The 21,446-nt window shown below is 72.9% G+C and carries 23 protein-coding genes; 10 read left to right on the forward strand and 13 right to left on the reverse strand.

Annotated elements, in window-relative coordinates:
- Positions 1–110: 110 nt before the first annotated feature.
- Positions 111–551 (reverse strand): hypothetical protein, encoded by a 441-nt coding sequence (locus SOM13_RS14950; RefSeq protein ID WP_320480173.1) that lies wholly within the window; start codon positions 549–551, stop codon positions 111–113.
- A 112-nt stretch (positions 552–663) separates the two neighbouring features.
- Here SOM13_RS14950 and SOM13_RS14955 point away from each other — a divergent pair, with 112 nt between their 5' ends.
- Positions 664–1,134: a DUF805 domain-containing protein gene (locus tag SOM13_RS14955; protein WP_320480174.1), complete on the forward strand. Its 471-nt coding sequence runs from the start codon at positions 664–666 to the stop codon at positions 1,132–1,134.
- A gap of 64 nt (positions 1,135–1,198) precedes the next feature.
- Here SOM13_RS14955 and SOM13_RS14960 read toward each other — a convergent pair whose 3' ends face one another.
- Entirely contained in the window at positions 1,199–2,317 is a 1,119-nt protein-coding gene (locus tag SOM13_RS14960; protein ID WP_320480175.1) for a LysM domain-containing protein, read from the reverse strand.
- 186 nt (positions 2,318–2,503) lie between these two features.
- Here SOM13_RS14960 and SOM13_RS14965 point away from each other — a divergent pair, with 186 nt between their 5' ends.
- Positions 2,504–4,228: a RecQ family ATP-dependent DNA helicase gene (locus tag SOM13_RS14965; protein WP_320480176.1), complete on the forward strand. Its 1,725-nt coding sequence runs from the start codon at positions 2,504–2,506 to the stop codon at positions 4,226–4,228.
- Between the two features lie 99 nt (positions 4,229–4,327).
- On the opposite strand, the gene glsA is transcribed toward SOM13_RS14965, so the two are convergent.
- The 7 genes from glsA to SOM13_RS15000 all read right to left on the reverse strand — a co-directional run bounded on the left by glsA (position 4,328) and on the right by SOM13_RS15000 (position 10,322).
- The gene (gene glsA / locus SOM13_RS14970) at positions 4,328–5,239 is read right to left on the reverse strand and encodes a glutaminase A (RefSeq protein WP_320480177.1); all 912 of its coding nucleotides are present in this window, start codon (positions 5,237–5,239) and stop codon (positions 4,328–4,330) included.
- A gap of 20 nt (positions 5,240–5,259) precedes the next feature.
- Positions 5,260–5,583, reverse strand: a complete 324-nt coding sequence (locus SOM13_RS14975) for a biopolymer transporter Tol (protein WP_243215718.1) — start codon at positions 5,581–5,583, stop codon at positions 5,260–5,262.
- 186 nt (positions 5,584–5,769) lie between these two features.
- Complete coding sequence (locus SOM13_RS14980; RefSeq protein WP_192061708.1) at positions 5,770–6,084, reverse strand: hypothetical protein; 315 nt, start codon at positions 6,082–6,084, stop codon at positions 5,770–5,772.
- Between the two features lie 184 nt (positions 6,085–6,268).
- A complete protein-coding gene (locus SOM13_RS14985) occupies positions 6,269–7,810 on the reverse strand; it encodes a GMC family oxidoreductase (protein ID WP_244637314.1) in 1,542 nt (513 codons plus the stop codon).
- Between the two features lie 11 nt (positions 7,811–7,821).
- Positions 7,822–8,883 carry a hypothetical protein gene (locus tag SOM13_RS14990; protein ID WP_320480178.1) on the reverse strand — a complete coding sequence of 354 codons (1,062 nt, stop codon included), beginning with the start codon at positions 8,881–8,883 and terminating at the stop codon, positions 7,822–7,824.
- A gap of 490 nt (positions 8,884–9,373) precedes the next feature.
- The gene (locus SOM13_RS14995; protein WP_192061711.1) at positions 9,374–9,712 is read right to left on the reverse strand and encodes a hypothetical protein; all 339 of its coding nucleotides are present in this window, start codon (positions 9,710–9,712) and stop codon (positions 9,374–9,376) included.
- A gap of 448 nt (positions 9,713–10,160) precedes the next feature.
- Entirely contained in the window at positions 10,161–10,322 is a 162-nt protein-coding gene (locus SOM13_RS15000; RefSeq protein WP_192061712.1) for a hypothetical protein, read from the reverse strand.
- Positions 10,323–10,565: 243 nt separating this feature from the next.
- Between SOM13_RS15000 and SOM13_RS15005 the strand changes: the two genes are divergently transcribed.
- Together SOM13_RS15005 and SOM13_RS15010 are read left to right on the forward strand one after the other, a co-directional pair.
- Positions 10,566–11,465 (forward strand): SDR family oxidoreductase, encoded by a 900-nt coding sequence (locus tag SOM13_RS15005; RefSeq protein WP_243215720.1) that lies wholly within the window; start codon positions 10,566–10,568, stop codon positions 11,463–11,465.
- A gap of 48 nt (positions 11,466–11,513) precedes the next feature.
- Positions 11,514–13,250: a protein kinase domain-containing protein gene (locus tag SOM13_RS15010; RefSeq protein ID WP_320480179.1), complete on the forward strand. Its 1,737-nt coding sequence runs from the start codon at positions 11,514–11,516 to the stop codon at positions 13,248–13,250.
- A gap of 166 nt (positions 13,251–13,416) precedes the next feature.
- Here SOM13_RS15010 and SOM13_RS15015 read toward each other — a convergent pair whose 3' ends face one another.
- Positions 13,417–13,695, reverse strand: a complete 279-nt coding sequence (locus tag SOM13_RS15015) for a GlsB/YeaQ/YmgE family stress response membrane protein (RefSeq protein ID WP_192061715.1) — start codon at positions 13,693–13,695, stop codon at positions 13,417–13,419.
- Between the two features lie 173 nt (positions 13,696–13,868).
- Here SOM13_RS15015 and SOM13_RS15020 point away from each other — a divergent pair, with 173 nt between their 5' ends.
- Positions 13,869–14,267: a PLDc N-terminal domain-containing protein gene (locus SOM13_RS15020; RefSeq protein ID WP_320480180.1), complete on the forward strand. Its 399-nt coding sequence runs from the start codon at positions 13,869–13,871 to the stop codon at positions 14,265–14,267.
- A gap of 85 nt (positions 14,268–14,352) precedes the next feature.
- Positions 14,353–15,042 (forward strand): deoxyribose-phosphate aldolase, encoded by a 690-nt coding sequence (gene deoC, locus SOM13_RS15025; protein WP_320480181.1) that lies wholly within the window; start codon positions 14,353–14,355, stop codon positions 15,040–15,042.
- Between the two features lie 52 nt (positions 15,043–15,094).
- Here the strand turns inward: deoC and SOM13_RS15030 are convergent, their stop codons facing one another.
- Positions 15,095–15,367, reverse strand: a complete 273-nt coding sequence (locus SOM13_RS15030; RefSeq protein ID WP_192061718.1) for a hypothetical protein — start codon at positions 15,365–15,367, stop codon at positions 15,095–15,097.
- Between the two features lie 107 nt (positions 15,368–15,474).
- Positions 15,475–16,587 carry an alanine dehydrogenase gene (ald, locus tag SOM13_RS15035; RefSeq protein WP_320480182.1) on the reverse strand — a complete coding sequence of 371 codons (1,113 nt, stop codon included), beginning with the start codon at positions 16,585–16,587 and terminating at the stop codon, positions 15,475–15,477.
- A 154-nt stretch (positions 16,588–16,741) separates the two neighbouring features.
- Between ald and SOM13_RS15040 the strand changes: the two genes are divergently transcribed.
- The 4 genes from SOM13_RS15040 (at position 16,742) to SOM13_RS15055 (ending at position 20,767) form a co-directional block, all read left to right on the forward strand.
- Positions 16,742–17,275 (forward strand): Lrp/AsnC family transcriptional regulator, encoded by a 534-nt coding sequence (locus SOM13_RS15040; protein WP_243216573.1) that lies wholly within the window; start codon positions 16,742–16,744, stop codon positions 17,273–17,275.
- Between the two features lie 134 nt (positions 17,276–17,409).
- Entirely contained in the window at positions 17,410–18,462 is a 1,053-nt protein-coding gene (locus tag SOM13_RS15045) for an acyl-CoA dehydrogenase (RefSeq protein WP_320480183.1), read from the forward strand.
- Positions 18,456–20,027 carry a PIG-L family deacetylase gene (locus SOM13_RS15050; protein WP_320480184.1) on the forward strand — a complete coding sequence of 524 codons (1,572 nt, stop codon included), beginning with the start codon at positions 18,456–18,458 and terminating at the stop codon, positions 20,025–20,027. Before SOM13_RS15045 ends, SOM13_RS15050 begins: the two co-directional genes overlap by 7 nt.
- Complete coding sequence (locus tag SOM13_RS15055) at positions 20,024–20,767, forward strand: glycosyltransferase (protein ID WP_320480185.1); 744 nt, start codon at positions 20,024–20,026, stop codon at positions 20,765–20,767. Before SOM13_RS15050 ends, SOM13_RS15055 begins: the two co-directional genes overlap by 4 nt.
- A gap of 18 nt (positions 20,768–20,785) precedes the next feature.
- On the opposite strand, the gene SOM13_RS15060 is transcribed toward SOM13_RS15055, so the two are convergent.
- On the reverse strand, positions 20,786–21,271 hold the full coding sequence (locus SOM13_RS15060; protein ID WP_192061723.1) for a glutathione peroxidase: 486 nt from the start codon (positions 21,269–21,271) through the stop codon (positions 20,786–20,788).
- Positions 21,272–21,446: the final 175 nt, after the last annotated feature.

Below are 21,446 nucleotides of genomic sequence, written 5' to 3' on the forward strand. Positions count from 1 at the left end.
GGCGCGCGCGGCGGCGGCGCCGGACGCGGCGACGGGCCGGCGCCGCTCCGGCGGGCCGATGACCCGGGGTGCGGCACCGGCCCGTCGGGCTGGTGCGGTGGGGGTGAAGCTCAGCTGCAGGTGTAGGTGACGCCGTCGACCACATGCGTGCCGGGGCCGAGGCCCGCACACTGCTGCAGCAGGACGGTGGCGCTGGCGATGAGCACGATGATGCCGATGACCGTGATGATGATGACCACGATCGAGATGATGATGCCGGCCAGCGAGAGGCCGCGCGGCTGACCCGCACGCCCGAACCGGCGGAACGAGATGATGTTCAGGATCAGACCCACGATGGCGAGCAGACCGAAGAACGAGAGGACGAAGCCGGCGATGGCCATGCCCTTCGACGGGGGCTTGCTGCCGCCCGTGGTCTCGTTCGAGCCGGGTGTGTACGCCTGGGGAGCCGATCCGTAGGGCTGCTGCGCGCCTCCCTGGGGCGGGTAGCCGGGCTGGCCCTGCGGGTTCTGGTAGCCCGGCTGGTTCGGGTCGTTGGGCGTGTTGTCGGTCATGAGCGGTCCCCTCGGTACGCGGTCGTTTCGCTCAGCCTAGGGGGCGGGGGTCGCCGCGTCCGAGCCCTGTGGATAACGCTTCCGCCGCCGACTCGCCACCTACGATGAGACCGTGACCATCGCCTCCGCCCCCAGCGACCGCGACCGCGACCGTCGGCCGATCGACCAGCCGTACTACCGAGCGTCGTTCGTCGAGGCCATGCGCCGGTTCGTCGTCAAGTACGCGACCTTCTCGGGTCGGGCGGGGCGGGCCGAGTACTGGTGGGTCGCGCTGGTGCAGTTCGCGCTGCCGTTCGCGATCCAGGGCGTCACGGGTGTGCTGACCGGCGACTGGAGCGAGGTCGACGGGCAGTCGTTCTCGACCGCGCCGAACGCGATCCTCCTCGCGATCTACCTCGCGACGGCCGTGCCGACCCTCGCCATCACCTGGCGGCGTCTGCACGATGCGAACCGCAGCGGGCTGTGGGCGTTCATCCTGTTCGTGCCGTTCGTCGGCTGGCTCGCCTTCCTGATCTTCGTGCTGACGCCCCCGCGGCCCGAGGGTGCCCGCTTCGACGCGGAGCCGGCGGTCGCAACCGGCTGACCCGCGCCTCCTGCCGTGCGGCGCAGGCCTCTGAGCAGATCCGAGGAGGCGCGGCGCGAGCCGGTCAGACGCTCGCGGGATCGAGATTGAGCGTCGTGCCCTCGAACAGACGCTGCTCGTCGTCGAGCACCTGCAGCCCGGCGTTCAGGTAGATCAGCGCCGCGACCGAGATGCCGAACCGGGCGGCGACCGCGTCGGTGGTGTCGTTCGGGGAGACGAGGTACCTGCGGGGCGCTCCGGCGTCGGTCGTCGAGGTGACCGTGCCGGCCGCGAGCGACGCGGGGCCCGAGTCGGCAGGAGCGATGTTGGTCTCGCGCGGCGGGATGCTCCAGGCGACGGACTGCACGGCCAGCACCTTGTCGGGCCCGATCTCGAGCGGGACGCCGTCCGCCGACGGAGCCGACGAGTAGGTCACGATCGTGCCGAGGTACGACGGCTGGCTGGTGCCGAGGGTCGTGCCCCCCGACGTCGGCGCGCTCGTCGGCCCGCCCAGCAGCACCGAGCCGACGCCGTACGAGGTCAGCCCGTCGCCCACCGAGGGCGCGATGTCGATGAGCGTCGCGGACACCGGCACGGGCAGCGTCGACGTGAAGCCCGAGTACTGGACGTCGTAGCCGTTCGAGCCGTCGGCGACCACCCGGTAGTGGTACGCGACGCTGCCGAGCGGAGAACGCACATCGCCCTCGGTCACGACCGTGCCGGCCGGGACGGACGCCACCGACGGCGCCGGCAGATCGGCGTCGACGGGCGCGGCCGTGGCGGCGCGCGGGGTCGGTTCACCCGACGGGGTGGGGGTCGGGGTCGGCGTGGGGGTCGCGCTGGGGCCGAACTGCGCGGCACCCGGTCGTGCGGTCGCGGACGTCGTGGCCGGTTCGGCCGTCGGCTGGCCAGCGCTTCCCAGGACGTCGCCGAAGACGACGAAGCAGGCGGCCACCACGGTGACGACGGCGACCGTCACGGCGATGATCGGCAGGGCGAGACCACCGCGACGCCGGTCGGTGTCGGGGTCGGGTTCTGGGTCGGTGGCAGGTTCGGGGTCGTCGTCGGGGGTGCCGAAGAGCATCTCGTGCCCGGATAGCTCAGCGGGCTGGCGGGGCTCGGCGGGCTGGCGGTGCTGATCGCGCTGGCCGGCCCCGTCGGGCGCGTCGTCCGGCCCCTGCGCGTCGCGGTCGTCGTCGGTCATGCGGCCCCCCAAGGGTGATCTCTCGAAGCAGGTGCTCCCCCGTGGACGATCCTAGGGCGGGTCGGAGTAGTGTGCCGCCCCGATCGGGAGCCGGGGTACGGCGGGCCGATCATCGGCTGTCAGTCGTGCGCGTGTCACGGTCGGCGAGCCTGAGATGGACCTCTGCCCCACCGACACGAGGACCACATGAGCACGACACGCACCGCACCCACCGCCGACACCGCACGCACCGCAACCCCCGCAGCCCGCACCGCCCGCATCACGACCGCCGCCGCCGACCTGTTCGGCTGGGACGATCTGCACGCCGGGCAGCTCGAGGCGATCGAGGCCGTCGTCGCGGGTCGCGACACCCTGGGCATCATGCCGACCGGGTTCGGCAAGTCGGCGATCTACCAGGTCGCCGGTGCCGTGCTCGACGGGCCGACCGTCGTCGTGTCGCCCCTCATCGCGTTGCAGGCCGATCAGGTCGCCGGGCTGGTCGGCCGCCCCGATGCGCCCTCGGCCGTCGCCATCAACTCCGGTCACACCGACGCCGAGAACGACGCCGGCTGGCAGCGTCTGGCCGCGGGCGAGATCACGTACGTGTTCCTCGCCCCCGAGCAGCTCGCGCGAGACGAGACCGTCGACCGGCTGAGAGACGCCGGAGTCGCCCTCGTCGTGGTCGACGAGGCCCACTGCGTGTCGTCCTGGGGTCACGACTTCCGGCCCGACTACCTGCATCTCGGCGAGATCGTCGAGCGCCTCGGCCGCCCGACGGTGCTGGCGCTGACGGCGACCGGGTCGGGGCCCGTGCGCGACGAGGTGGTCGAACGGCTGCGACTGCGCGATCCGCTGATCGTCAGCCGCGGCTTCGATCGTCCCAACCTCGCCCTCGAGGTGGTGCGCCACGAGGACGACGACGAGAAGATGCGCGCCGTCGTCGAGCAGGTGGCCGGCTCGACCACGCCCGGCATCGTCTACGTGGCGACCCGCAGAGCGACCGAGGCCTACACGGCGGCGATCGCGGAACGCCGCCCCGACCGGACGGTGGTCGGCTACCACGGCGGGCAGCGGTCCGCCGAGCGCGGGCAGCTGCACGAGAGGTTCCACGCCGGCGAGGTCGACGTCGTCGTGGCGACCAGCGCCTTCGGCATGGGCATCGACAAGCCCGACGTGCGCTTCGTCGTGCACGCCGACGTGCCCGACTCGCTCGACGCCTACTACCAGGAGATCGGCCGGGCCGGTCGTGACGGAGACCCGGCCGTCGCCACGTTGCACTACCGGCCCGAGGACCTGTCGCTGCGGTCGTTCTTCGCCTCGGGGCTGCCCGGCCGCGCCGATCTGCGGGGGGTCTTCACGGCGCTGTCGGCCGCCGGACGCCCGGTGACCCGTGCCGAGGTCGCGGGTCAGCTCGCACTCGGTTCGCGCACGGTGTCGCGCCTCATCGATCTGCTGCTCGAGGGCGGGGCGCTGACCGAGTCGACGGACGGGTTCGAGCCGGTCGCCGGTCTCGACGCGGCGGAAGCGGCGGGCGCGGCTCGCGAGGTCGCCCAGACCCGCGAGCGCGTCGCGACGTCCCGGATCGAGATGATGCGCACCTTCGCCGAGGCCGCCGGCTGCCGCCGCCGGTTCCTGCTCGGCTACTTCGGCGAGGACTCGCCCGAGCACTGCGGCAACTGCGACCTCTGCGTGTCCGACGACCGCGCCGGGATCGATGCCGAGGAGGCGCGCTCGGGAGACGAGGAGGCGCACCCCACCGACACCGCGCCTCCTGCATTCGCCACCGACGCCCACGTCGTCCATGCGACCTGGGGCGAGGGCACGGTCATGGGCACCGACGACGACCGGATGACCGTCTTCTTCGAGAGCCAGGGCTACAAGGTGCTCTCCGTCGCGGATGTGCTCGAGCGGGGGCTGCTGACCCCGGCCTGACGCGGGTGCCGGCTGCCGGGTGCCCGGTGACGCTGCCGGGTGCCCGGTGCCCGGTGACGCTACCGGGTGCCCGGCGCCCGGCGCCCCCTGCCGGCGGCCCTAGCCGCGGTAGCCGAACGAGTGCAGACCGTGCTGCTCGGAGAGCGCGCGGCTGAGGGCCTCGCCGCGGACGCTCGTGCCGAGCTCGTCGAGCGGCGGGCTGATGATCGCCGCGCCGAGCCGATTCGGGGCGGCGAGCACGATGGCGCCCGAGACGCTGGACTTCGCGGGCACGCCGACCGAGCGCATCCAGCGCCCCGAGCCGTCGTAGACCCCGCAGGTCGCCATCACCGAGACCACGTCGCGCGCCACCTCGGCCGAGACGACCCGCTCGCCGGTGACCGGATTGCGCCCGCCGAACGCCAGCGTCGCCCCCATCACGGCGAGGGCGACGGCGTCGACCATCACCGAGCAGGCGCGGGCGTAGACGGCGACGGCCTCGTCGGCGGTCTCGTCGAGCGTCCCCTCCGAGCGCATCAGGTGGGCGAGCGCATGATTGCGGTCGCCGTGCAGCTGCTCGCTCTCGCTGATCTCGCGGTCGTAGTCGAGCTCGCGACCGGCGAAGGCGCTGAGGCCGGCGAGGATCCGGTGGATTCGCGCATCGCCCGAGTCGCCGTCGACCAGGTTGGCGGTGAGCAGCGCCCCCGCGTTGACCATCGGGTTCGGCGGCCGACCCGTGTCGCTCTCGAGCTTGATCGCGTCGAACGCCTCGCCCGTCGGCTCGATGCCCACCCGGTCGAGCGCGGCGCCGTCCGAGTCGGCGAGAGCCAACGCGAACAGGAACGGCTTCACGGCCGACTGGATCGAGAACGGATGCTCGGCGTCACCCGAGGCCACCACCTCGCCCTCGGGCCGGACCAGAGCGACCCCGAACAGGTCGGGGTCGGCCTCGGCGAGCTGCGGGATGCTGTCGTCCACCGCCCCTCCTCGGGTGGACACGAAGGAGGCGCGGAGGGCATCGAGCGACGGCATGCCTCCCAGCGTGGCAGGGTCTACGGCTTCCCGACCGACGCGAACCAGTCGGCGTACCGCGTGTTCTCCGCCATGCGGCGGGTCTCGTCGGGTGCGTCGTCGCTCCACCAGACGGGGCCGCGCTCGCCGAGGGCGGTCTTCGCCGCGTCGACTCGGGCGCGGGCCTGCTCGACGGCGGCCGGGTCGTCGTCGCCGAGCGCGGTCTTCTTCGCGCGCCGCGCCTCCATCAGGTCGTGCACGAGCTCGGCCCGCCGGTCGTCGCTCAGCGACGGGTCGGACCGCCGCCAGAGGCGACCGCGCACGACGATGTAGCGGCCGTCGGGGGTCTCGAGCGGGGCGGTCATGACGCCAGTCTGGCTGCGTCGGCGTCGCGGGGGCCGGACCCGACGGGCCGGGCCGTCGGGCGCGTGCCGAACCCGACAGTTCTGCCCCGAGGGAGCTGAAACGCCAGGAGATGCTGCCCGTCAGGGGCCGTTCAGTCGCGAGTTGCACAGAGGGGGGGGCGGGGGCGCGCAAGGGGAGCGGTGCGGCTAGGGGTGCTCGTCCTTCATGGGGAGGCGGTCGTCGCCGACGCTGTCTCCGGTCGTGGCCGACCAACGGGTGACCAGACGGCGGGCGATCGGCAGGGGGCACGGGATCGTGACCGCGCCGGTGCGGCTGACGATCGTCAACCGGGCCGCACCCGACTGGCCGCGGTGCCACATGCGCGAGATGTCCATCGTGACGCCACCGCTGTCATCGCTGTCGTCGCGGCGAGGTTCGGTCATCTCGAGGGTCAGGCGGTTGCCGAAGACGGTGATGCGGTAGACGACGCCGCCGTCGCTCCAACTCTCGTCACTACCCACGGGACCAAGATACGAACAAGCGTTCGATCCTGTCCAGCCGAGTACGGCCCCGATCCGCCGGAGTTTCCGAAAACGGACAACCCGGACATGCCCGCCGCCCGCACCGCCTATCCTGCGATCCACCGACCGGCCGCCTGCCGATCGACCAGGCCCCGCTGCCCCGGCCCCGCCGACCGGCCCCCGTCTACCCCGCGACCCGCGCCGCCAGGAACTTCTCGGCCGTCCGCAGCCCGAGCGCCATGATCGTCAACGCGGGGTTGGCGACGACCGCGCTCGGGAAGACGGAGTTGTCGCAGACCCAGAGGTTCGGCACGTCGAAGCTGCGCCCGTCGGCGTCGACCACGGCGTCCGTCGCGTCGTCGCCCATGCGGCAGGTGCCGATGGTGTGCGCCGTGCGGGCGAGCACCATCGTGTCGGTGGCACCGGCGGCCTCGACGATGGCGGTCATCGTCGCGATGGCGTGCTCGTCGATGGCGTCTTCGTTGGGGCCGGCGCTGAACGAGACGATCGCCTTGGGGATGCCGAACTCGTCGAGCTCGTCGGACAGCACGAGGCGGTTGTCGTCGCTCGGCAGGCACTCGGCGTTGATGCCGACCCCGGCCAGGTACCGGTAGCCCTCCATCGCCTCGACGAGCTCGTCGCCCCAGAGTCCGCCGCCGCGCACCAGAGTCGTGGCCAGCGTCAACGGCATGACCCCGAGGCTCTGGATGAGATAGCCGCCCACGAAGTCGACGCCCTCGGGTCGCATCGTGTCTTCGGTGATGATCGACGACGGGTAGCCGCGATGGCTGCGGATCTCCTCGGTGAAGGTGCCCCACACCTGGGTCGCCCCATGCGCCATGTAGTTGCGGCCCACTTGGTCGCTGCTGTTGGCGAGCCCGGTGTGCAGCAGCAGACGGGGCGTCTCGACGCCGCCCGCGCAGAGGAACAGCGCCTTCGTGCGCTGACGGTGCTCGACCCCGTCGCGGGTGTAGACGACGGCCGACACCTCGCCGGCCTCGTCGAGCTCGATGCCGTGCACCATCGACCCGGGTCGGATCTCGGCGCCGTGCGCCACCGCCGACGGCAGGTAGGTGGTGTCCATGCTGACCTTGGCGCCGTTGCGGCAGCCCTGGTGGCAGCTGCCGCAGTTGACGCAGGCGTGGCGCATGCCCGCGTGCTCCTGCTCGCGGTCGACGGTGGTGATCGCGACCGGGCCGTCGGTCGCGGTGATGCCGAGCGCCTCGCACCCGCGGATCATCATGTCGGACGACGCGTTGCGCGGCGCCGGCGGCAGCGTGTATCGCCGCGAAGGGTCCCAGGGGTAGTCGGCGGGCCCGGCGATGCCGACGAAGGCCTCGACGCGCTCGATGTACTCGATCAGCTCGGCGTGCTCGATCGGCCAGTCGACGCCCTTGCCGGTCAGCGACTTCAGCCGCAGATCGCGCTCGTCGGGGCGCGGGGTGAAGGCACCCCAGTGCAGGGTCGACCCGCCGACCCCCTTGCCGCTGTTGTTCAGGCCGAAGGCCGTCGGGTTCTCGCCGGCGCTGAGGCGTTCGTCCATCCAGTTGATGGCGACGGCCTCGGTCTCGTCCTGGGTGAAGAGCTCGGGGTCGAAGTTCGCCCCCGCCTCGAGCGCGACGACGTGCAGACCCTGCGCCGCCAGCGTGCTGAGGATCGGCGCCCCGCCGGCGCCCGTGCCGATCACGACGGCGTCGACGATCTCGTCGTCGGAGTAGGTGGTCATCTGGTCGAGGTTCATCGGACGACCTCCATCGTCGGTTCCCACTGCTCGCGTCGGTCGGCGCCGAGCAGGTCGAAGCCCTGGAAGAGCGCACCGCCCGGTCCGCCGTTGGCGAAGCCGTCGAAGCCGATGCGCTCCATCGTCGCCGGGTGGGCGAGCCAGGCGCGCACGAGGTCGACCCGTGCGTCTTCGAACCAGAGCTGCATCTGCTCGGCGGTCATCTCGCCGGCCGGCGGCTCGAACTCGCCGGCGACGAGTGCGGCGACCCGTGCCCGCTGGTCGTCGACACCGAGGAGGCGCAGGTCGGCGAGGGCGTCGAGCCCGCGTCGGTAGGCCTCGCGGTCGGGCGGCAGGGCGTTGTTCCGCCAGCCGTCGGACTTGCCGAGGTTCTGATCGACGTCGATCCGTGCCGCGAGGTCCAGTTCGGCACCGGGCCAGGGGGCGCGCTGGGGCACGACCAGGTCGGCGACGACGCGCAGCGTCTCGAGCTGCGACGTCGAGAGGGTCTGCGGCCGGTAGTCGGGGTCGTCGGCGAGGGCGCGACGGGCGAGCAGCGCCCGGGTCTGCGGACTGGTGCGGGTCGAGGCGATGACCTCGGCGAAGTCGAGCGACATGGTCGGCCCGAGCCCGGCGCGATCGCGCCAGAACGTCGCGATCGCCTCGACGGGCGACTCGCCCGAGGCCGAGGCGTCGTCGAGCACGAGCGTGGGGACGCCGTCGAAGTCGCCCGGCGAGGTCACCACCACGCCGGCGAGACCGAACACGCCCGCCTCGCCCGACAGGATGCGCGCCACCGTCTGCGAGACGGCGTCGACGCGGGCGCCGCTCGCGGCCAGCAGCCACCGGGATGCTCCGGAGGCGCGGATCGCCTTGACGACGGCCGTCACGATCTCGTCGTCGGTCGCCCCGGGCGAGGGCGCCGAGGCGACGTGGACGTCGAGGGAGGCTGCCCCCGGGTCGCTCGACGCGGCGGCGAGAGCGGCACCGAGCGAATCGTCGGACCGATCGGGGTCGGGGTCGGCGTCGGACAGGAAGACGACGGTCGCACGTGGTGGCGTGGGTCGATCAGATGACACGGGGCTCCTCGTGAGAACGGCCTCGAACGAGGCTCGTCCGACGATACGTCTCCCGCCTCGACTCGGCCCGGCTTGCGCCGGAGAGCGAACAGCGGGACGGCGGCGCACGACCCTGTGGAGGGATCGGCGCCGCGAGATCGGTGCCCAGCAGGATCCCGGATCGTCGTTGATCCGAGAGCCCGCGCCGAGGTTCGGGTCCTCGACGGGTGTCGTCCGCTGCGTCGACGCGTGATCTCGGCGGGTTTCGGGTACTCGCCGGGAACGCCGTCCGCAGTGGACCGGACACACGGGTTGCTAGGCACCCGGGAGAGCATTCGGAGGCGTCGGCGCCCCGGTTGGGGGGTATCCGGATGTGTTCGCGAATCGGATAGCGAGGCCGTTCCGTGGCCAGCTGGCGATTACTCTCGCGCGCCTCCGGCGACCACCCTTCGCGCGCCTCCTGCGGCTCCCTTCGCGCGCCTCCTGAAGGCGTCGACGTGCGCGGTCGGGCTCAGCGCGCCGTGCGGGCTCCCGCGGGCACGACCGGCTCGATCAGGCGCACATGGCTGGCGGCGACCCTCTTCGGCTGATCGGCGAAGGCGGCGGCGCGCGAGTCGCTCGCGAGGTAGGCCTCCTCGACCGCGGCGAAGGTGGCGGCGTCGCCTGCGACGCTGACCGCCCAGACGAACTCCCCGGCCTCGCGGTCGGCGTACGCGAACTCGACGGCGAACCCCTCGGCCTCGCGCGCCGGCACGATCCGGGCCTGGAACCACTCGACGAACTCGTCGAACACGCCCTCGACGAGTTCGTAGCGGCGCAGCTGGACTGTCTTCTCGGCGTCGATGCTCATGGCGGACAGCCTAGGACGGCCGCACCCGCACCCGCACCCGCAGACGACGACGGGCCTCCCGGTGAGGGGAGGCCCGTGGTCGGTGATCCTCGTCGGCGCCCCACGTCGTGGGCCGCTGGTACGGATCGTGCTCGGTCGTGCTGATGACGCAGGAGGAGCGGGTCGTGCTGATGACGCAGGAGGAGCGGGTCGTGCTGATGATGCAGGAGGAGCGGGTGACGCGGTGACGTCAGGTGACGCCGATCTCAGTCGAGGTCGTCGTCGTCGATGCCGGTGTCGAAGTACGACACGTGGTCGACGTCGTCGGACGAGGCCAGGATGCGGCTGGAGAAGGAGGGTCGCATGGCTCAGGCCGCCAGCGGACCGTCTTCGCCACGTCCGACGAAGAGTTCGGAGAGGTCGAGCGCTTCGGTGGGCGCGAGTTCGACGTGACGCAGCTCGGACGCGCTCATGCGCCGAAGCCCAGGGTGACGAGGAGGGCGGCCGTGGCCATGACGCTGGCCGCGACGGCCGACGTGGCGACGACGAAGAGGGTGGCCTGGCGTTCCGTGTCGCGCACCTCGGAGAAGGGGCTGCGGACGCGACCGGTGGTGGGGCGGATGAGGCTCATCGTGGTGCTCGTTTCTGGCAGCCCTGCGCTGCCCTTGACTCTCGGTGGAGAGGCCGTGAGCCGCTCCGCACCGCCGTGAAGTCGATGCATGAGCATGCTGTCACGGGAATCGCTAGACCGACTAACTATCCGTGCATCCAGTGCGCATGACGGATAACACCCGCCGATCGGGGTCGCGGGCCACCGTGCGACGCGGGGTACGCACGCACCCTCCGCTCAGGACCCCGGCGTACGACGGACGGCATGGACCGCGATCAGTACACCTTCGACGACCCCCGCACGCGCTTCCCCGTGATCAGCCCCGAGGTGCAGCAGCAGCCCGAGCCGGGCCTGCAGTCGAGGATGGACCCGGTGCCCGACCTCGGCGAGAGCACCTACCGCGGCTCGGGTCGCCTCACGGGTCGCAAGGCGCTCATCACCGGTGCCGACTCAGGCATCGGCGCCGCCGTCGCCATCGCCTACGCGCGTGAGGGCGCCGACGTCGCGCTGTCGTACCTCCCCTCCGAAGAGGAGGACGCCCGCCACGTGATCGAGGTCGTCGAGGCGGCCGGTCGGAAGGCCGTCGCGATCCCCGGGGACCTCACCAGCGCCTCCTTCTGTCGCACGCTGGTCGAGGAGGCGGTGGCCGGCCTCGGCGGACTGGACGCCGTCGTCAACGTGGCCGGTCGGCAGATCTGGCAGGACGGCATCGAGAAGATCACCGACGAGCAGTTCGACCTCACCTTCAAGACCAACGTCTACGCCCCGTTCTGGATCATCAAGGCCGCCCTGCCGCACCTCGGCCCGGGCTCGACCATCATCAACACCGCGTCGCTCGAGGCCTACACGCCGGCGCCCGACCGCCTCGACTACGCCACCACGAAGGGCGCGATCAACAACTTCTCGAAGGGGCTCGCGCAGCAGCTCGTCTCGAAGGGGATCCGCGTCAACGTCGTCGCGCCCGGGCCGACCTGGTCGGTGCTGCAGGTCACCCAGGGCGTCGACCCCGAGACCCTGCCCGAGTTCGGCTCGAGCGAGTCGCCGATGGGCCGCGCGGCGCAGCCCGCCGAGCAGGCCCCCGCCTACGTGTTCCTGGCGAGCGCCGAGTCGAGCTTCGTCGCCGGCGAGACCCTGAACGTGAACGGCGGCATGGTCACTCCGTAGCCCGAATAAGGTGGGGGGCGTTGCCCGACGACCCGGACAGGAGGCGACATGGACACCCCGGACCTCACCGCAGGCATGGTGCTCGACGGCCGCTACGAGATCGAGTCGGTGCTCGGCCGTGGCGGCATGGCGAGCGTCTACCGCGCCCGCGACACGCTGCTCGGGCGCGTCGTCGCCATCAAGCTCTTCGCACCGACGGGGGCCGACGCCGCCGAGCTGCGCCGCGAGACCAGCGAGGTGCAGGTGCTCGCCGGTCTCGCCCACCCGGCGATCGTGACGCTCTTCGACGCCCGCGTCGACGATGCCGACCGCGCCTACCTCGTCATGGAGTTCGTCGAGGGGCCGACGCTCCAGACGCTCGTCTCGGAGGGTCCGCTGACCCCCGCCACGGCCGCCGCGATGCTCGCCGACCTGGGCGAGGCGCTGCACGTGGCCCACGAGGGCGGCGTCGTGCACCGCGACGTCAAGCCCGCGAACATCCTGCTCGCCCCCGTGCCCGGCGGCGAGGGGCGCTACCGCGCGAAGCTGGCCGACTTCGGCATCGCCTACCTCGTCGACTCGACGCGGCTGACCGCGACCGGCACCGTCATGGGCACCGCGGCGTTCATCAGCCCCGAGCAGGCGCTCGGTCAGCCGATCGAACCGCCGTCGGACGTCTACTCGCTCGGTCTCGTGGCGCTCGAGGCCCTGACGGGCACGCGGGTCTTCACGGGCTCCGCGATCGAGTCGGTCATGGCGCGCCTGCACAACGACCCGATCGTGCCGTCGTCGCTCGAGACCGGCTGGGCGTCGCTCCTCACCTCGATGACCGCCAGGGATCCGGAGGCGCGACCCACCGCGCTCGAGGTCTCCCGCCGCGCGTCGCGACTGGCCTCGGCCGCCCGCGGCGGCGACACCTCCGACCTGGCGTCGGTGCCCGATCCGACGGAGCCGATCAACCGCAGCGACCGGACGATGGTGCTGCCCGCCGCGGCCGCCGCGGCTGCGGCTGCCGGGGTCGCGGGTGCGGGCGTCGCCGGTGCGGCGGCGGCTGACGCGCCGACCGCCGCCTACGGTGCCGGTGCCGGTGCCGGTGCTGACGCGCCGACCGCGGCCTACGGTGCCGGTGCCGACGCGCCGACCGCGGCCTACGGCGCGAACGCCCCGACGTCGTCGTACTCGAACGGCGCTCCGGGCTCGGATGCGCCGACCGAGCGCTTCGCTCCGGCGGTGGCCCTCGGCTCCGCCGCGACGGGTGGCGGAGTGGCGGCCGGTGCCGGTGCGGGAGGCTCCGGTGCCGGTGGCGGCCCCGGCGACTTCGACCGCGCCTCCTCGGGGCGACGTCGCTGGGTGCTGCCGGTGATCATCGTCGCGGTGCTGGCACTCATCGCCGGGGCCGTCGTCTGGGGGATCACGCAGGGCGGCGACGGCGACGGAGCACCGGTCGAGTCGTCGCAGCCGAGCAGCGGCACGCCCAGTGACGACCCGTCCGGCGAGGCCACGACCCCCGCCGAGACGACCGAGCCGCAGCCGGAGCAGACCGAGGAGGCGCCCGCGCCGGCCCAGCCGTCGGAGGAGACGGCGCCCGAGCCGACGACCCCCTCCGAGTCGACCGGCGAGGACGAGCCCGACGAGAACGAGCCCGACGAGAACGAGCCGGACGAGAACGAGCCCGGGGAGGTCCCGGTGCCCGAGGCGACCGTGCCCGGCACCGGGGTGGGCACCGGCGCCGTGACCGGTCCGGGCAACAGCGGGTCGAACCCGAACTCGGGCCCCGGCAACAACAACGGGAACGGGAAGCCCTAGCTGTACCGAGGCCGCTCGGAGGTGCGGCGGGTCACCGTCATCGGGGGCGGGTCAGCGCTGACCCGCCGCGAGTGACGGGAACCCGCCGAAGCCGCGGAGGCCCAGGCGCACGAGAACGGGCCGCCCTCCGACTGGAGAGCGGCCCGTCCGCGCGGTGCAGGGTCGACTAGTTGCGAGCGCCCTTGCGGCCGGTGACCTTGAGGTAGATGACCAGGACGATGATGGCGCCGATGATCGAACCGATGATGCCCGAGGTCTGGAAGAAACCGTCGGGGTTGTTGCCGGGGAAGATCAGGTAGGCGAGGAATCCACCGACGAACGAGCCGATGATGCCCAGGAGGATGGTCATCGGGATCGAGATGTTCTGCTTGCCGGGGACGACGAGGCGGGCGACTGCACCGGCGATGAGGCCGATGATGATGAGGCTGACGATCAGACCGAGCATGATGACTGCTTTCTTTGCGAGCGCCGGGTCGGGCGCGGTTGCTGCCACGGGGTCGGGCAATCACCGACTCAACCACTTCTGCGCGTCGGCGGGCCAGATTCGTCCGATTCCATCCAGATGATCCTCCGAATGACTGGTGGCGCAGGTAGGAGTTCGCTGAATATGATCGCGACATGTACGTGCTCGTCTCCGGTCTCATGTTCGCCCTCGTGCTCATCGCCCTGGTCGACATCGTCACGCGCCAGGACGGCCAGGTGCAGCACCTGCCGAAGCTCGTCTGGGTGCTCCTCGTGGTGTTCCTGCCCCTGATCGGCAGCATCCTGTGGTTCGCCGTGGGCCGTGAGCGGTCGGCCCCGTCCGAGCACGTGTCGTTCGGCGATCCGAGGAGGCGCGAGCGGCTCGGATTCGGCGGCCAGCGCACGCAGACGGTCACCACCACCTCCCGCCCCCTCAGCACGGAGGAGCAGCTGGCCGCCCTCGACCGCGAGATCGAGTTCCACGAGCAGCAGGCCCGCCTGCGGGCTCTCGAGATCGAGGTCGAGAGGCGCCGCGACGGCGATCGCCCGGTCTGAGCGGGTCGCCGGTTTCGCCGTCGTGCCGCGACGGTCGATGATGGACGACGAGCCGATCGGGCTCGATCGCCCCGGAAGGACTCCCATGACCGAGACACTGCAGGCCGCCGACATCGTCCGAATGGTCGACCACACCCTCTTGAAGCCCGAGGCGACGCACGCCGACGTCGACGCCCTCATCGCGGAGGCCGTCGAGCTCGGCGCCTACTCGGTCTGCGTCTCGCCGTCGATGCTGCCGCTGGTGCTGCCCGAGGGGTCCGAGCTGAAGATCGCGGTCGTCGCCGGGTTCCCCAGCGGCAAGCACACCCCGGCCGTCAAGGCGTCGGAGGCCCTCGAGGCCGTCGCGTCGGGCGCGCACGAGGTCGACATGGTCATCGACGTCGGTGCCGCGAAGGCCGGCGACTTCGTCTCCGTCGAGGAGGACATCGCGATCGTCCGCGGCGCCGTGCCGAGCCCGACCGTGCTCAAGGTGATCATCGAGTCGGCCGCCCTGAGCGACGACGAGATCGTGGCCGTCTGCCAGGCCGCCGAGCGGGCCGGGGCCGACTTCGTCAAGACGAGCACCGGATTCCACCCCACCGGCGGCGCGACCGAGCATGCGGTCAGGCTCATGGCCCAGACCGTCGGCGGCCGCCTCGGCGTCAAGGCCTCGGGTGGCGTCCGCACGATCGACGACGCCCGTCGCTACGTGGCCGCGGGCGCGACCCGTCTGGGCGTCTCGGGAACCCGCGCGCTCGTCGAGGGCGCCGACTCGTCGGCCGGCGCCGGCTACTGAGACCCGCCTGACACGGAGCCCGGGCCGGCATCGCCGTCGGCCCGGGCTCCGCTCAGTCGTAGAGGCGCCCGAGCAGCCAGTGCCCCGCGGCGTCGCGGACGACCTCGAACATGTGGGTCGTGCCGTCGGACGCCGTGGCCTGGAACCGCCACCCCAGGAACCTCCGCGGCGGGTGCGTGATGAGCTCGTGGACGAACAGCGGCTCGTCGACGAGGGGCGTGGGGGTGTCGCTGACCCGCCACCGGACACCGTCGTGGACGAGGCGCGCGGGCAGGCCGTCGTCGAACCAGAGCGCGACGGCCGATCGGGTGGTGGAGATGTTCATGGCCTGCCTCTCGTTCGAACACGTGTTCGATCAGAGGCGAGTGTAAGCAGGCCGATCCGGCTCGCGCAACTGCATCGGCGAGTCGCGCGGCGGCGCGGCGCGGCGCGTCAGCCGAGCGTCGCCGACGCGGCCAGCGGCATCCCGAGCGCCGCCGCGACGCCGGCGTTCGTGACCTCGCCCGCGTGCACGTTCACCCCGGCCGCCAGCGCCGGGTCGGCCGCCGTCGCCGCGTCTAGGCCGCGGTCGGCCAGCGCCACGACGTACGGCAGTGTCGCGTTCGTCAGCGCCCGCGTCGACGTCTCGGGCACCGCGCCCGGCATGTTGGCGACGCAGTAGTAGACGGCGTCGTGCACGGCGAAGGTCGGGTCGTCGTGGGTGGTGGGCCGCGACCCCTCGAAGCAGCCGCCCTGGTCGATCGCGATGTCGACCAGCACCGCGCCCGACCTCATGCCCGCGACCATCTCGTCGGTGACGAGCTTCGGCGCGGCAGCCCCCGGGATCAGCACCGATCCGATCACGAGGTCGGCGTCGCGCACCTGGACCGCGATCTCGTGCGGCGTCGACGGCCGCGTCTGGATCCGTCCGTCGAAGCGCGCCTCGAGAGCACGGAGGCGCGGCAGCGACAGGTCGATCACGGTCACGTCGGCGCCGAGGCCGAGCGCGTTCGCCGCCGCGTGCTCGCCGGCGACACCGCCGCCGATCACGACGACCTTGGCGCGCGGGGTGCCCGGCACTCCGCCGAGCAGGGTGCCCCGACCGCCGGAGGCGCGCATCAACTGGTACGCCCCCACCGTGATCGAGAGCCGCCCGGCCACCTCGCTCATCGGCTGCAGCAGCGGCAGCGAGCGGTCGGGCAGCTGCACCGTCTCGTAGGCGATCGCGGTCGTACCCGAGGCGACCAGCGCCTCCGTCAGCTCGCGGTCGGCGGCCAGGTGCAGATACGTGAAGAGCACCTGATCGGCGCGCAGGAGGCGGTGCTCGGCCGCGATCGGCTCCTTCACCTTGAGCAGCAGATCGGCCCGGGCCCAGACCTCGTCGGCCGTCGGCACGATGGTCGCGCCGGCCGCGGCGAAGTCGGCGTCGAGGATCCGCGAACCCGTGCCCGCCCCGCTCTCGATCAGCACCTCGTGACCCCGGCGCACCAGGGCGTCGACGCCGGCGGGCGTGATGGCCACGCGGTTCTCGTTGTTCTTGATCTCGGTGGGCACTCCGACGCGCATGGGCGTCTCCTGTCGCGTCAGGGCCTCGCGGGCCGGTCGTCGTCGATCGATGAGACGATGCTGTCGATCATTCGTTTCACCCGTGTTTCGACCGAAGAAGATTCTGCGAGACCGGATGGATCGACCCGATGACACCCTGCGAGAGGCGCTGAGCATGACCGAATCGAACGATCTTCGACCTGCAGGAGGCGCGGCGGGCGACGGAGCCGTCGCCGCGCCTCCTGCGGACCTCGACGAGGTCGACCGCCGCCTCCTCGACGTGCTCGCCACCGACGGCCGCCTGTCGAACGCGGCGCTCGCCGCGGCGGTCGGCGTCGCGCCGTCGACCGCGCACACGCGACTCCGGTCGCTGATCGACCGCGGGGTGATCACCGGGTTCCTGACGAGCGTCGACCAGCGTCGCATCGGCCGCCCGCTGCAGGCGGTCATCGGCGTGACCCTGCGCCCGGGGTCGCGGCAGGCGGCCATCACCGCGTTCTCCGAGGCCGTGCGGAGTCTGCCCGAGGTGCTGCAGGTGTTCTTCCTCGGCGGGCACGACGACTTCATCGTGCACATCGCCGTCTCGGACTCGAGCGAGATCCGCACCTTCGTCGTCGACCATCTCTCGGCCCAGCCGAGCGTCGCGTCGACGCGGACGAGCATCGTCTTCGACTACCACCGCAACGGGGTCGCGGCCTCGTTCCGCTGAGCACCCGACGCCGGGGGAGGGGCGCCCTCGTCGTGCCGACCACCCGCGGGGCGACCCCCTGGCCGGCTCTTATCACCCTCGCCGGCTCCTGTCGACGGAGCCCGTGAATCCGCCCGGCGGCCTACGGTCGAGGTATGCAACTCACCGGCCCCAGCGAACCGGGCTCGCTCACGCGTCTCGTCGCCGACGACCTCCCCTCCGACGTCGAGGGCTCCCTCCGACTCGGCATAGCCCTGACCAGCCGAGGAGGCGCGGCGCCCGTCCCCGGGGAGGGGCGCACCGCCGACCTGTGGCGGGCCCTCGCGACGCTCGCCGCCCACGACCTCGGCGCGGCCCGCGCCGTCGAGCCGCACCTCGACGCGTTCGCCATCCTGCGGCAGGTCGATGCGGCGGGCGGAGCCGACGCGGCGGTCGCGACCCGCGCCTCCTCGGCGGCGACACGCAGCTGGGGCGTCTTCGCGGCCGAGCTGCCCGGCACCCGTCTCGAGGCGCAGCAGATCGGCGACGGCTGGTCGCTCTCGGGTGAGAAGGGCTGGTGCTCGCTCGCCGGCGTGCTCGACTCGGCGCTCGTCACGGCCTGGGTCGACGACGAGCGGCGGCTGTTCTCGGTCGACCTGCGGCAGGGCGGCGTCGAGGTCGTCGACGGCGCCTGGCACGCCCGTGGGCTGGTCGAGATCCCCTCCGGCCCGGTGCGCTTCGACGCCGTCGCGGCCTCGCCGGTGGGCGCCCCCGGCTGGTACCTCGAACGCCCCGGCTTCTCGTGGGGCGGCATCGCCGTCGCCGCGTGCTGGTACGGCGGGGCCGTGGGCATCGCCCGCGCGCTGCACCGCACGGTCGTCCGACGCGACCCCGACCCCCACACCGCCGCCGCGCTCGGAGCCGTCGACGAGCGCCTCTCCGACGCCCGACGCGCCCTGGCCGAGGCCGCCGAGCTCGTCGACGCGGGCCGCGCGACCGGCGCCGACGGCCGTCTGCTCGCCAAGCGGGTCCGTGCGACCGTCGCCCACGCCGCCGACGACGTGCTGACCCGGGTCGGTCGCGCGCTCGGCCCGGCTCCCCTCGTCGCCGACGCCGCCCACGCCAAGCGGGTCGCCGACCTCACCCTCTACCTGCGCCAGCACCACGCCGACGCCGACGACGCGTCGCTCGGCCGCCAGCTGCGCGAGAGCGCGGTCGCCCCGTGGTGAGGTTCGACGCGCGCGACCCCGCCGGCCCCGTCGAGGCTTGGGCCGCCGACGGGAGGCTGGCCGCGCTGCCGGTCGACCCGCGCCTCCTCGGTCACGGCTCCGGCTTCGGTTCGGCGGCCGGTCCGCTGCTCGTGCTCTCGGCGCACGCCGACGACGAGACGCTCGGCGCGGGCGGGCTCATCGCGCTCGCCGTGCGCTCGGGGCGCGCCGTCACCGTCGTGGTCGTCAGCGACGGAGCCGGCTCGCACCCCGACTCGACCACCACCTCGGCCGACGCCCTGCGCCACGAGCGCGCGGCGGAGGCGCGAGCCGCCCTCGACGAGCTCGGCCCCGGCATCGAGCTCGTGCTGATGGGCGTCGCCGACGGAGGACTGCAGGAGGCGCGGGTCGACATCCGCACCCGCCTAGCCTCCGTCGTCGCCGACGTCCGCCCGGCCGTCGTGCTCGCCCCCTGGCGCGGCGACGGTCACCGCGACCACCGCGTGCTCGGCGAGATCGCGGCGGAGCTGGTGCGGGGCGCCGCGGCCGACGCCGACGCCGGTGCCGTGAGTGCCGGTGCCGGTGGTGCAGGGCCCGAGGCGGTCGGTGCCGACCTCGCGCCGGCCCTGTTCGAGTACCCCGTCTGGCTCTGGCACTGGGGCGCCCCCGATCACCCCGACGTGCCGTGGGCGGATCTCGTGCGGGTCGAGCTCGACCCCGAGGCCCGCGCCGCCGCGGCTCGCGCCCTCGATCGGCACGCCTCGCAGCTGCGCCCGCTGTCGTCGCGCCCCGGCGACGAGGCCGTGCTGCGCCCCGACTTCGTCGCGCACTTCCGGCGCGACGCCGAGGTCTTCGTGCGCTCCGAGCCGCCCGAGCCGGCGCAGCCCGTGTCCGCGCAGCCCGCATCGGCGCAGCCCGAGTCGGCGCCGCACGAGCCGGTGCTGCCCGAGACCGCGCAGCCCGAGCCCGCGCAGCCCGAGCCCGCGCAGCCGCAGGGCACCCGCTTCGACGCGACGCACGCCCGCCAGGCGGATCCCTGGGGGGTCACGACGCGCTGGTACGAGCGGCGCAAGCGCGCGATCACGCTCGCGTCGCTGCCCGACGAGCGGCTCGGCTCGGTGCTCGAGATCGGCTGCTCGATCGGCGTCGTGACGGCCGAGCTCGCCGAGCGCGCGTCGTCCGTGCTGGCGCTCGACGTCTCCGAGGTCGCCGTCGGGCACGCCAGAGCGCGGCTCGCCGATCGTCCGCACGTGCGGGTCGAGCAGGCCGACGTGACGCGCGGGCTGCCCGACTCCGGCCCGTTCGATCTCGTGCTGATCAGCGAGGTCGGCTACTACCTCGACCCCGACCAGTTCGAGCGGCTGCTCGACGACGTCGAACGGGTGCTCGCCCCCGCGGGCACCGTCGTCGCCTGCCACTGGCGGCACGGGGCCGACGACTTCCGGCAGAGCGGCGACGACGTGCACGCCGCCCTGCTCCGCCGCCCCGGGCTGCTCCCGGTCGCGCACCACGACGAGGACGACTTCGTGCTCGACGTGCGGTCGCGCGACGGGCGATCCGTGGCCGACCGGACGGGTCTGCGGTGAGCGCGCCGCGCCTCCTCGGCTCGCGTGTCCTGGGCCCGCGTGTCCTGGGGATCGCCGTCGTGGTGCCCGCCCGCGACGAGTCCGCCCTGATCGAGCGCTGCCTCGCCGCCGTCGGGGTCGCACGGCACCGCCTCCACGACGATCACCAGGAGGTGCGGGTCGTCACCGTCGTCGTGGCCGACGCCTGCACCGACGACACCGCCGAGCTCGCCCGACGCGCCCCCGGCGTGACGGTGATCGAGACGGCCGGCGGCGCCGTCGGCGTGGCCCGCGCCGCCGGAGTCGACCGGGCCATGCGACTGCTCGCCGCAGAGGGCGTCGACGAGAGCGCCGTCTGGATCGCCAACACCGACGCCGACTCGGTCGTGCCGCCGCAGTGGCTCGTGGCGCAGGTGGCCCTCGCCGACGACGGCAGCGACGTGATGGTCGGCACCGTGCGACCCGACTTCGCCGACCTGAGCGCCGAGCAGATCGCGGCCTGGACGGCCCGGCACACGCCTGGGCGCCCGAACGGCCACGTGCACGGCGCGAACCTGGGGCTGCGGGCGAGCGCCTACCGGGCAGCCGGAGGGTTCGACGCGCTCGACCTGCACGAGGACGTCGTGCTCGTCGAGCGGCTCCGCGAGACCGACGCCGTCGTCACCGCATCCGACGCCGGCGAGGTGCTGACCTCCGGCCGCCGCGTGGGGCGCACCCGCGGGGGATACGCCGGGTACCTCGCCGTCGACCTGCTCGCGTAGGCGCGGCGCGGCCTCGACCTACGCGGGCAGCGACGCCTCGATCAGCGACACGATCTCGGGGGCGTCGGGTTCGGTGGTCGGTCGGAAGCGGTGCACCGCGCCTCCGGGGGTGATCACGAACTTCTCGAAGTTCCACTTCACCTTGCCGGCCTTGCCGTCGGCGTCCGCCGCCTTCTTCAGCTCGGTGTAGAGCGGGTGCTCGTTGCGCCCGTTGACCTTGATCTTCTCCATCATCGGGAACGTCACGCCCCAGGTCGCCGAGCAGTACTCGTCGATCGCCTCGGACGACCCCAGCTCCTGCAGGAACTGGTTGCTCGGGAACCCGAGCACCGTGAAGCCGCGCTCGCCGTAGGTCTTCTGCAGCTCCTCGAGCTTCTCGTACTGCGGGGCCAGCCCGCAGCGCGAGGCGACGTTGACGACCAGCACCACCTTGTCGCTGTAGGCGCCGAAGGTCGTGCTGTCGCCGCGCAGGGTGGTCAGGTCGATGGTGTCGAGTTCGCTCATGGCCCCGAGGGTACGCCGCGCGGATCGGCGGAAGCCCCCGCGAGCGGCCGGCTGTGAGTCGCCCGCGCGAGCGGGCTTGCGGGCGCACGGGAAAACCCCACCTCGCGAAGCCGTGAGGCCTTGCGGGGTGGGGTTCCACCGGGAACACGGGCCCCGGCCGGGGGCCGGAGCCCGA

This window comes from Frigoribacterium sp. CFBP9030, assembly GCF_034045195.1.
Classification (GTDB): domain Bacteria; phylum Actinomycetota; class Actinomycetes; order Actinomycetales; family Microbacteriaceae; genus Frigoribacterium.

Bases quoted from the DNA above. Each gene is read 5' to 3' on its own strand.
- SOM13_RS15060 (WP_192061723.1), bottom strand. From the start codon at position 21,271: ATGAGCGAACTCGACACCATCGACCTGACCACCCTGCGCGGCGACAGC.
- glsA (WP_320480177.1), bottom strand. From the start codon at position 5,239: ATGCCGTCGCTCGATGCCCTCCGCGCCTCCTTCGTGTCCACCCGAGGA.
- SOM13_RS15015 (WP_192061715.1), bottom strand. From the start codon at position 13,695: ATGCTCGGTCTGATCGTCAGCCTCATCATCATCGGCCTCATCGCCGGT.
- SOM13_RS15010 (WP_320480179.1), top strand. From the start codon at position 11,514: ATGGACACCCCGGACCTCACCGCAGGCATGGTGCTCGACGGCCGCTAC.
- SOM13_RS15005 (WP_243215720.1), top strand. From the start codon at position 10,566: ATGGACCGCGATCAGTACACCTTCGACGACCCCCGCACGCGCTTCCCC.
- SOM13_RS15040 (WP_243216573.1), top strand. From the start codon at position 16,742: ATGACCGAATCGAACGATCTTCGACCTGCAGGAGGCGCGGCGGGCGAC.
- ald (WP_320480182.1), bottom strand. From the start codon at position 16,587: ATGCGCGTCGGAGTGCCCACCGAGATCAAGAACAACGAGAACCGCGTG.
- SOM13_RS15030 (WP_192061718.1), bottom strand. From the start codon at position 15,367: ATGAACATCTCCACCACCCGATCGGCCGTCGCGCTCTGGTTCGACGAC.
- SOM13_RS15045 (WP_320480183.1), top strand. From the start codon at position 17,410: ATGCAACTCACCGGCCCCAGCGAACCGGGCTCGCTCACGCGTCTCGTC.
- SOM13_RS14960 (WP_320480175.1), bottom strand. From the start codon at position 2,317: ATGACCGACGACGACCGCGACGCGCAGGGGCCGGACGACGCGCCCGAC.
- SOM13_RS15000 (WP_192061712.1), bottom strand. From the start codon at position 10,322: ATGAGCCTCATCCGCCCCACCACCGGTCGCGTCCGCAGCCCCTTCTCC.
- SOM13_RS14995 (WP_192061711.1), bottom strand. From the start codon at position 9,712: ATGAGCATCGACGCCGAGAAGACAGTCCAGCTGCGCCGCTACGAACTC.
- SOM13_RS14975 (WP_243215718.1), bottom strand. From the start codon at position 5,583: ATGACCGCCCCGCTCGAGACCCCCGACGGCCGCTACATCGTCGTGCGC.
- SOM13_RS15020 (WP_320480180.1), top strand. From the start codon at position 13,869: ATGTACGTGCTCGTCTCCGGTCTCATGTTCGCCCTCGTGCTCATCGCC.
- SOM13_RS14965 (WP_320480176.1), top strand. From the start codon at position 2,504: ATGAGCACGACACGCACCGCACCCACCGCCGACACCGCACGCACCGCA.
- SOM13_RS14950 (WP_320480173.1), bottom strand. From the start codon at position 551: ATGACCGACAACACGCCCAACGACCCGAACCAGCCGGGCTACCAGAAC.
- deoC (WP_320480181.1), top strand. From the start codon at position 14,353: ATGACCGAGACACTGCAGGCCGCCGACATCGTCCGAATGGTCGACCAC.
- SOM13_RS14985 (WP_244637314.1), bottom strand. From the start codon at position 7,810: ATGACCACCTACTCCGACGACGAGATCGTCGACGCCGTCGTGATCGGC.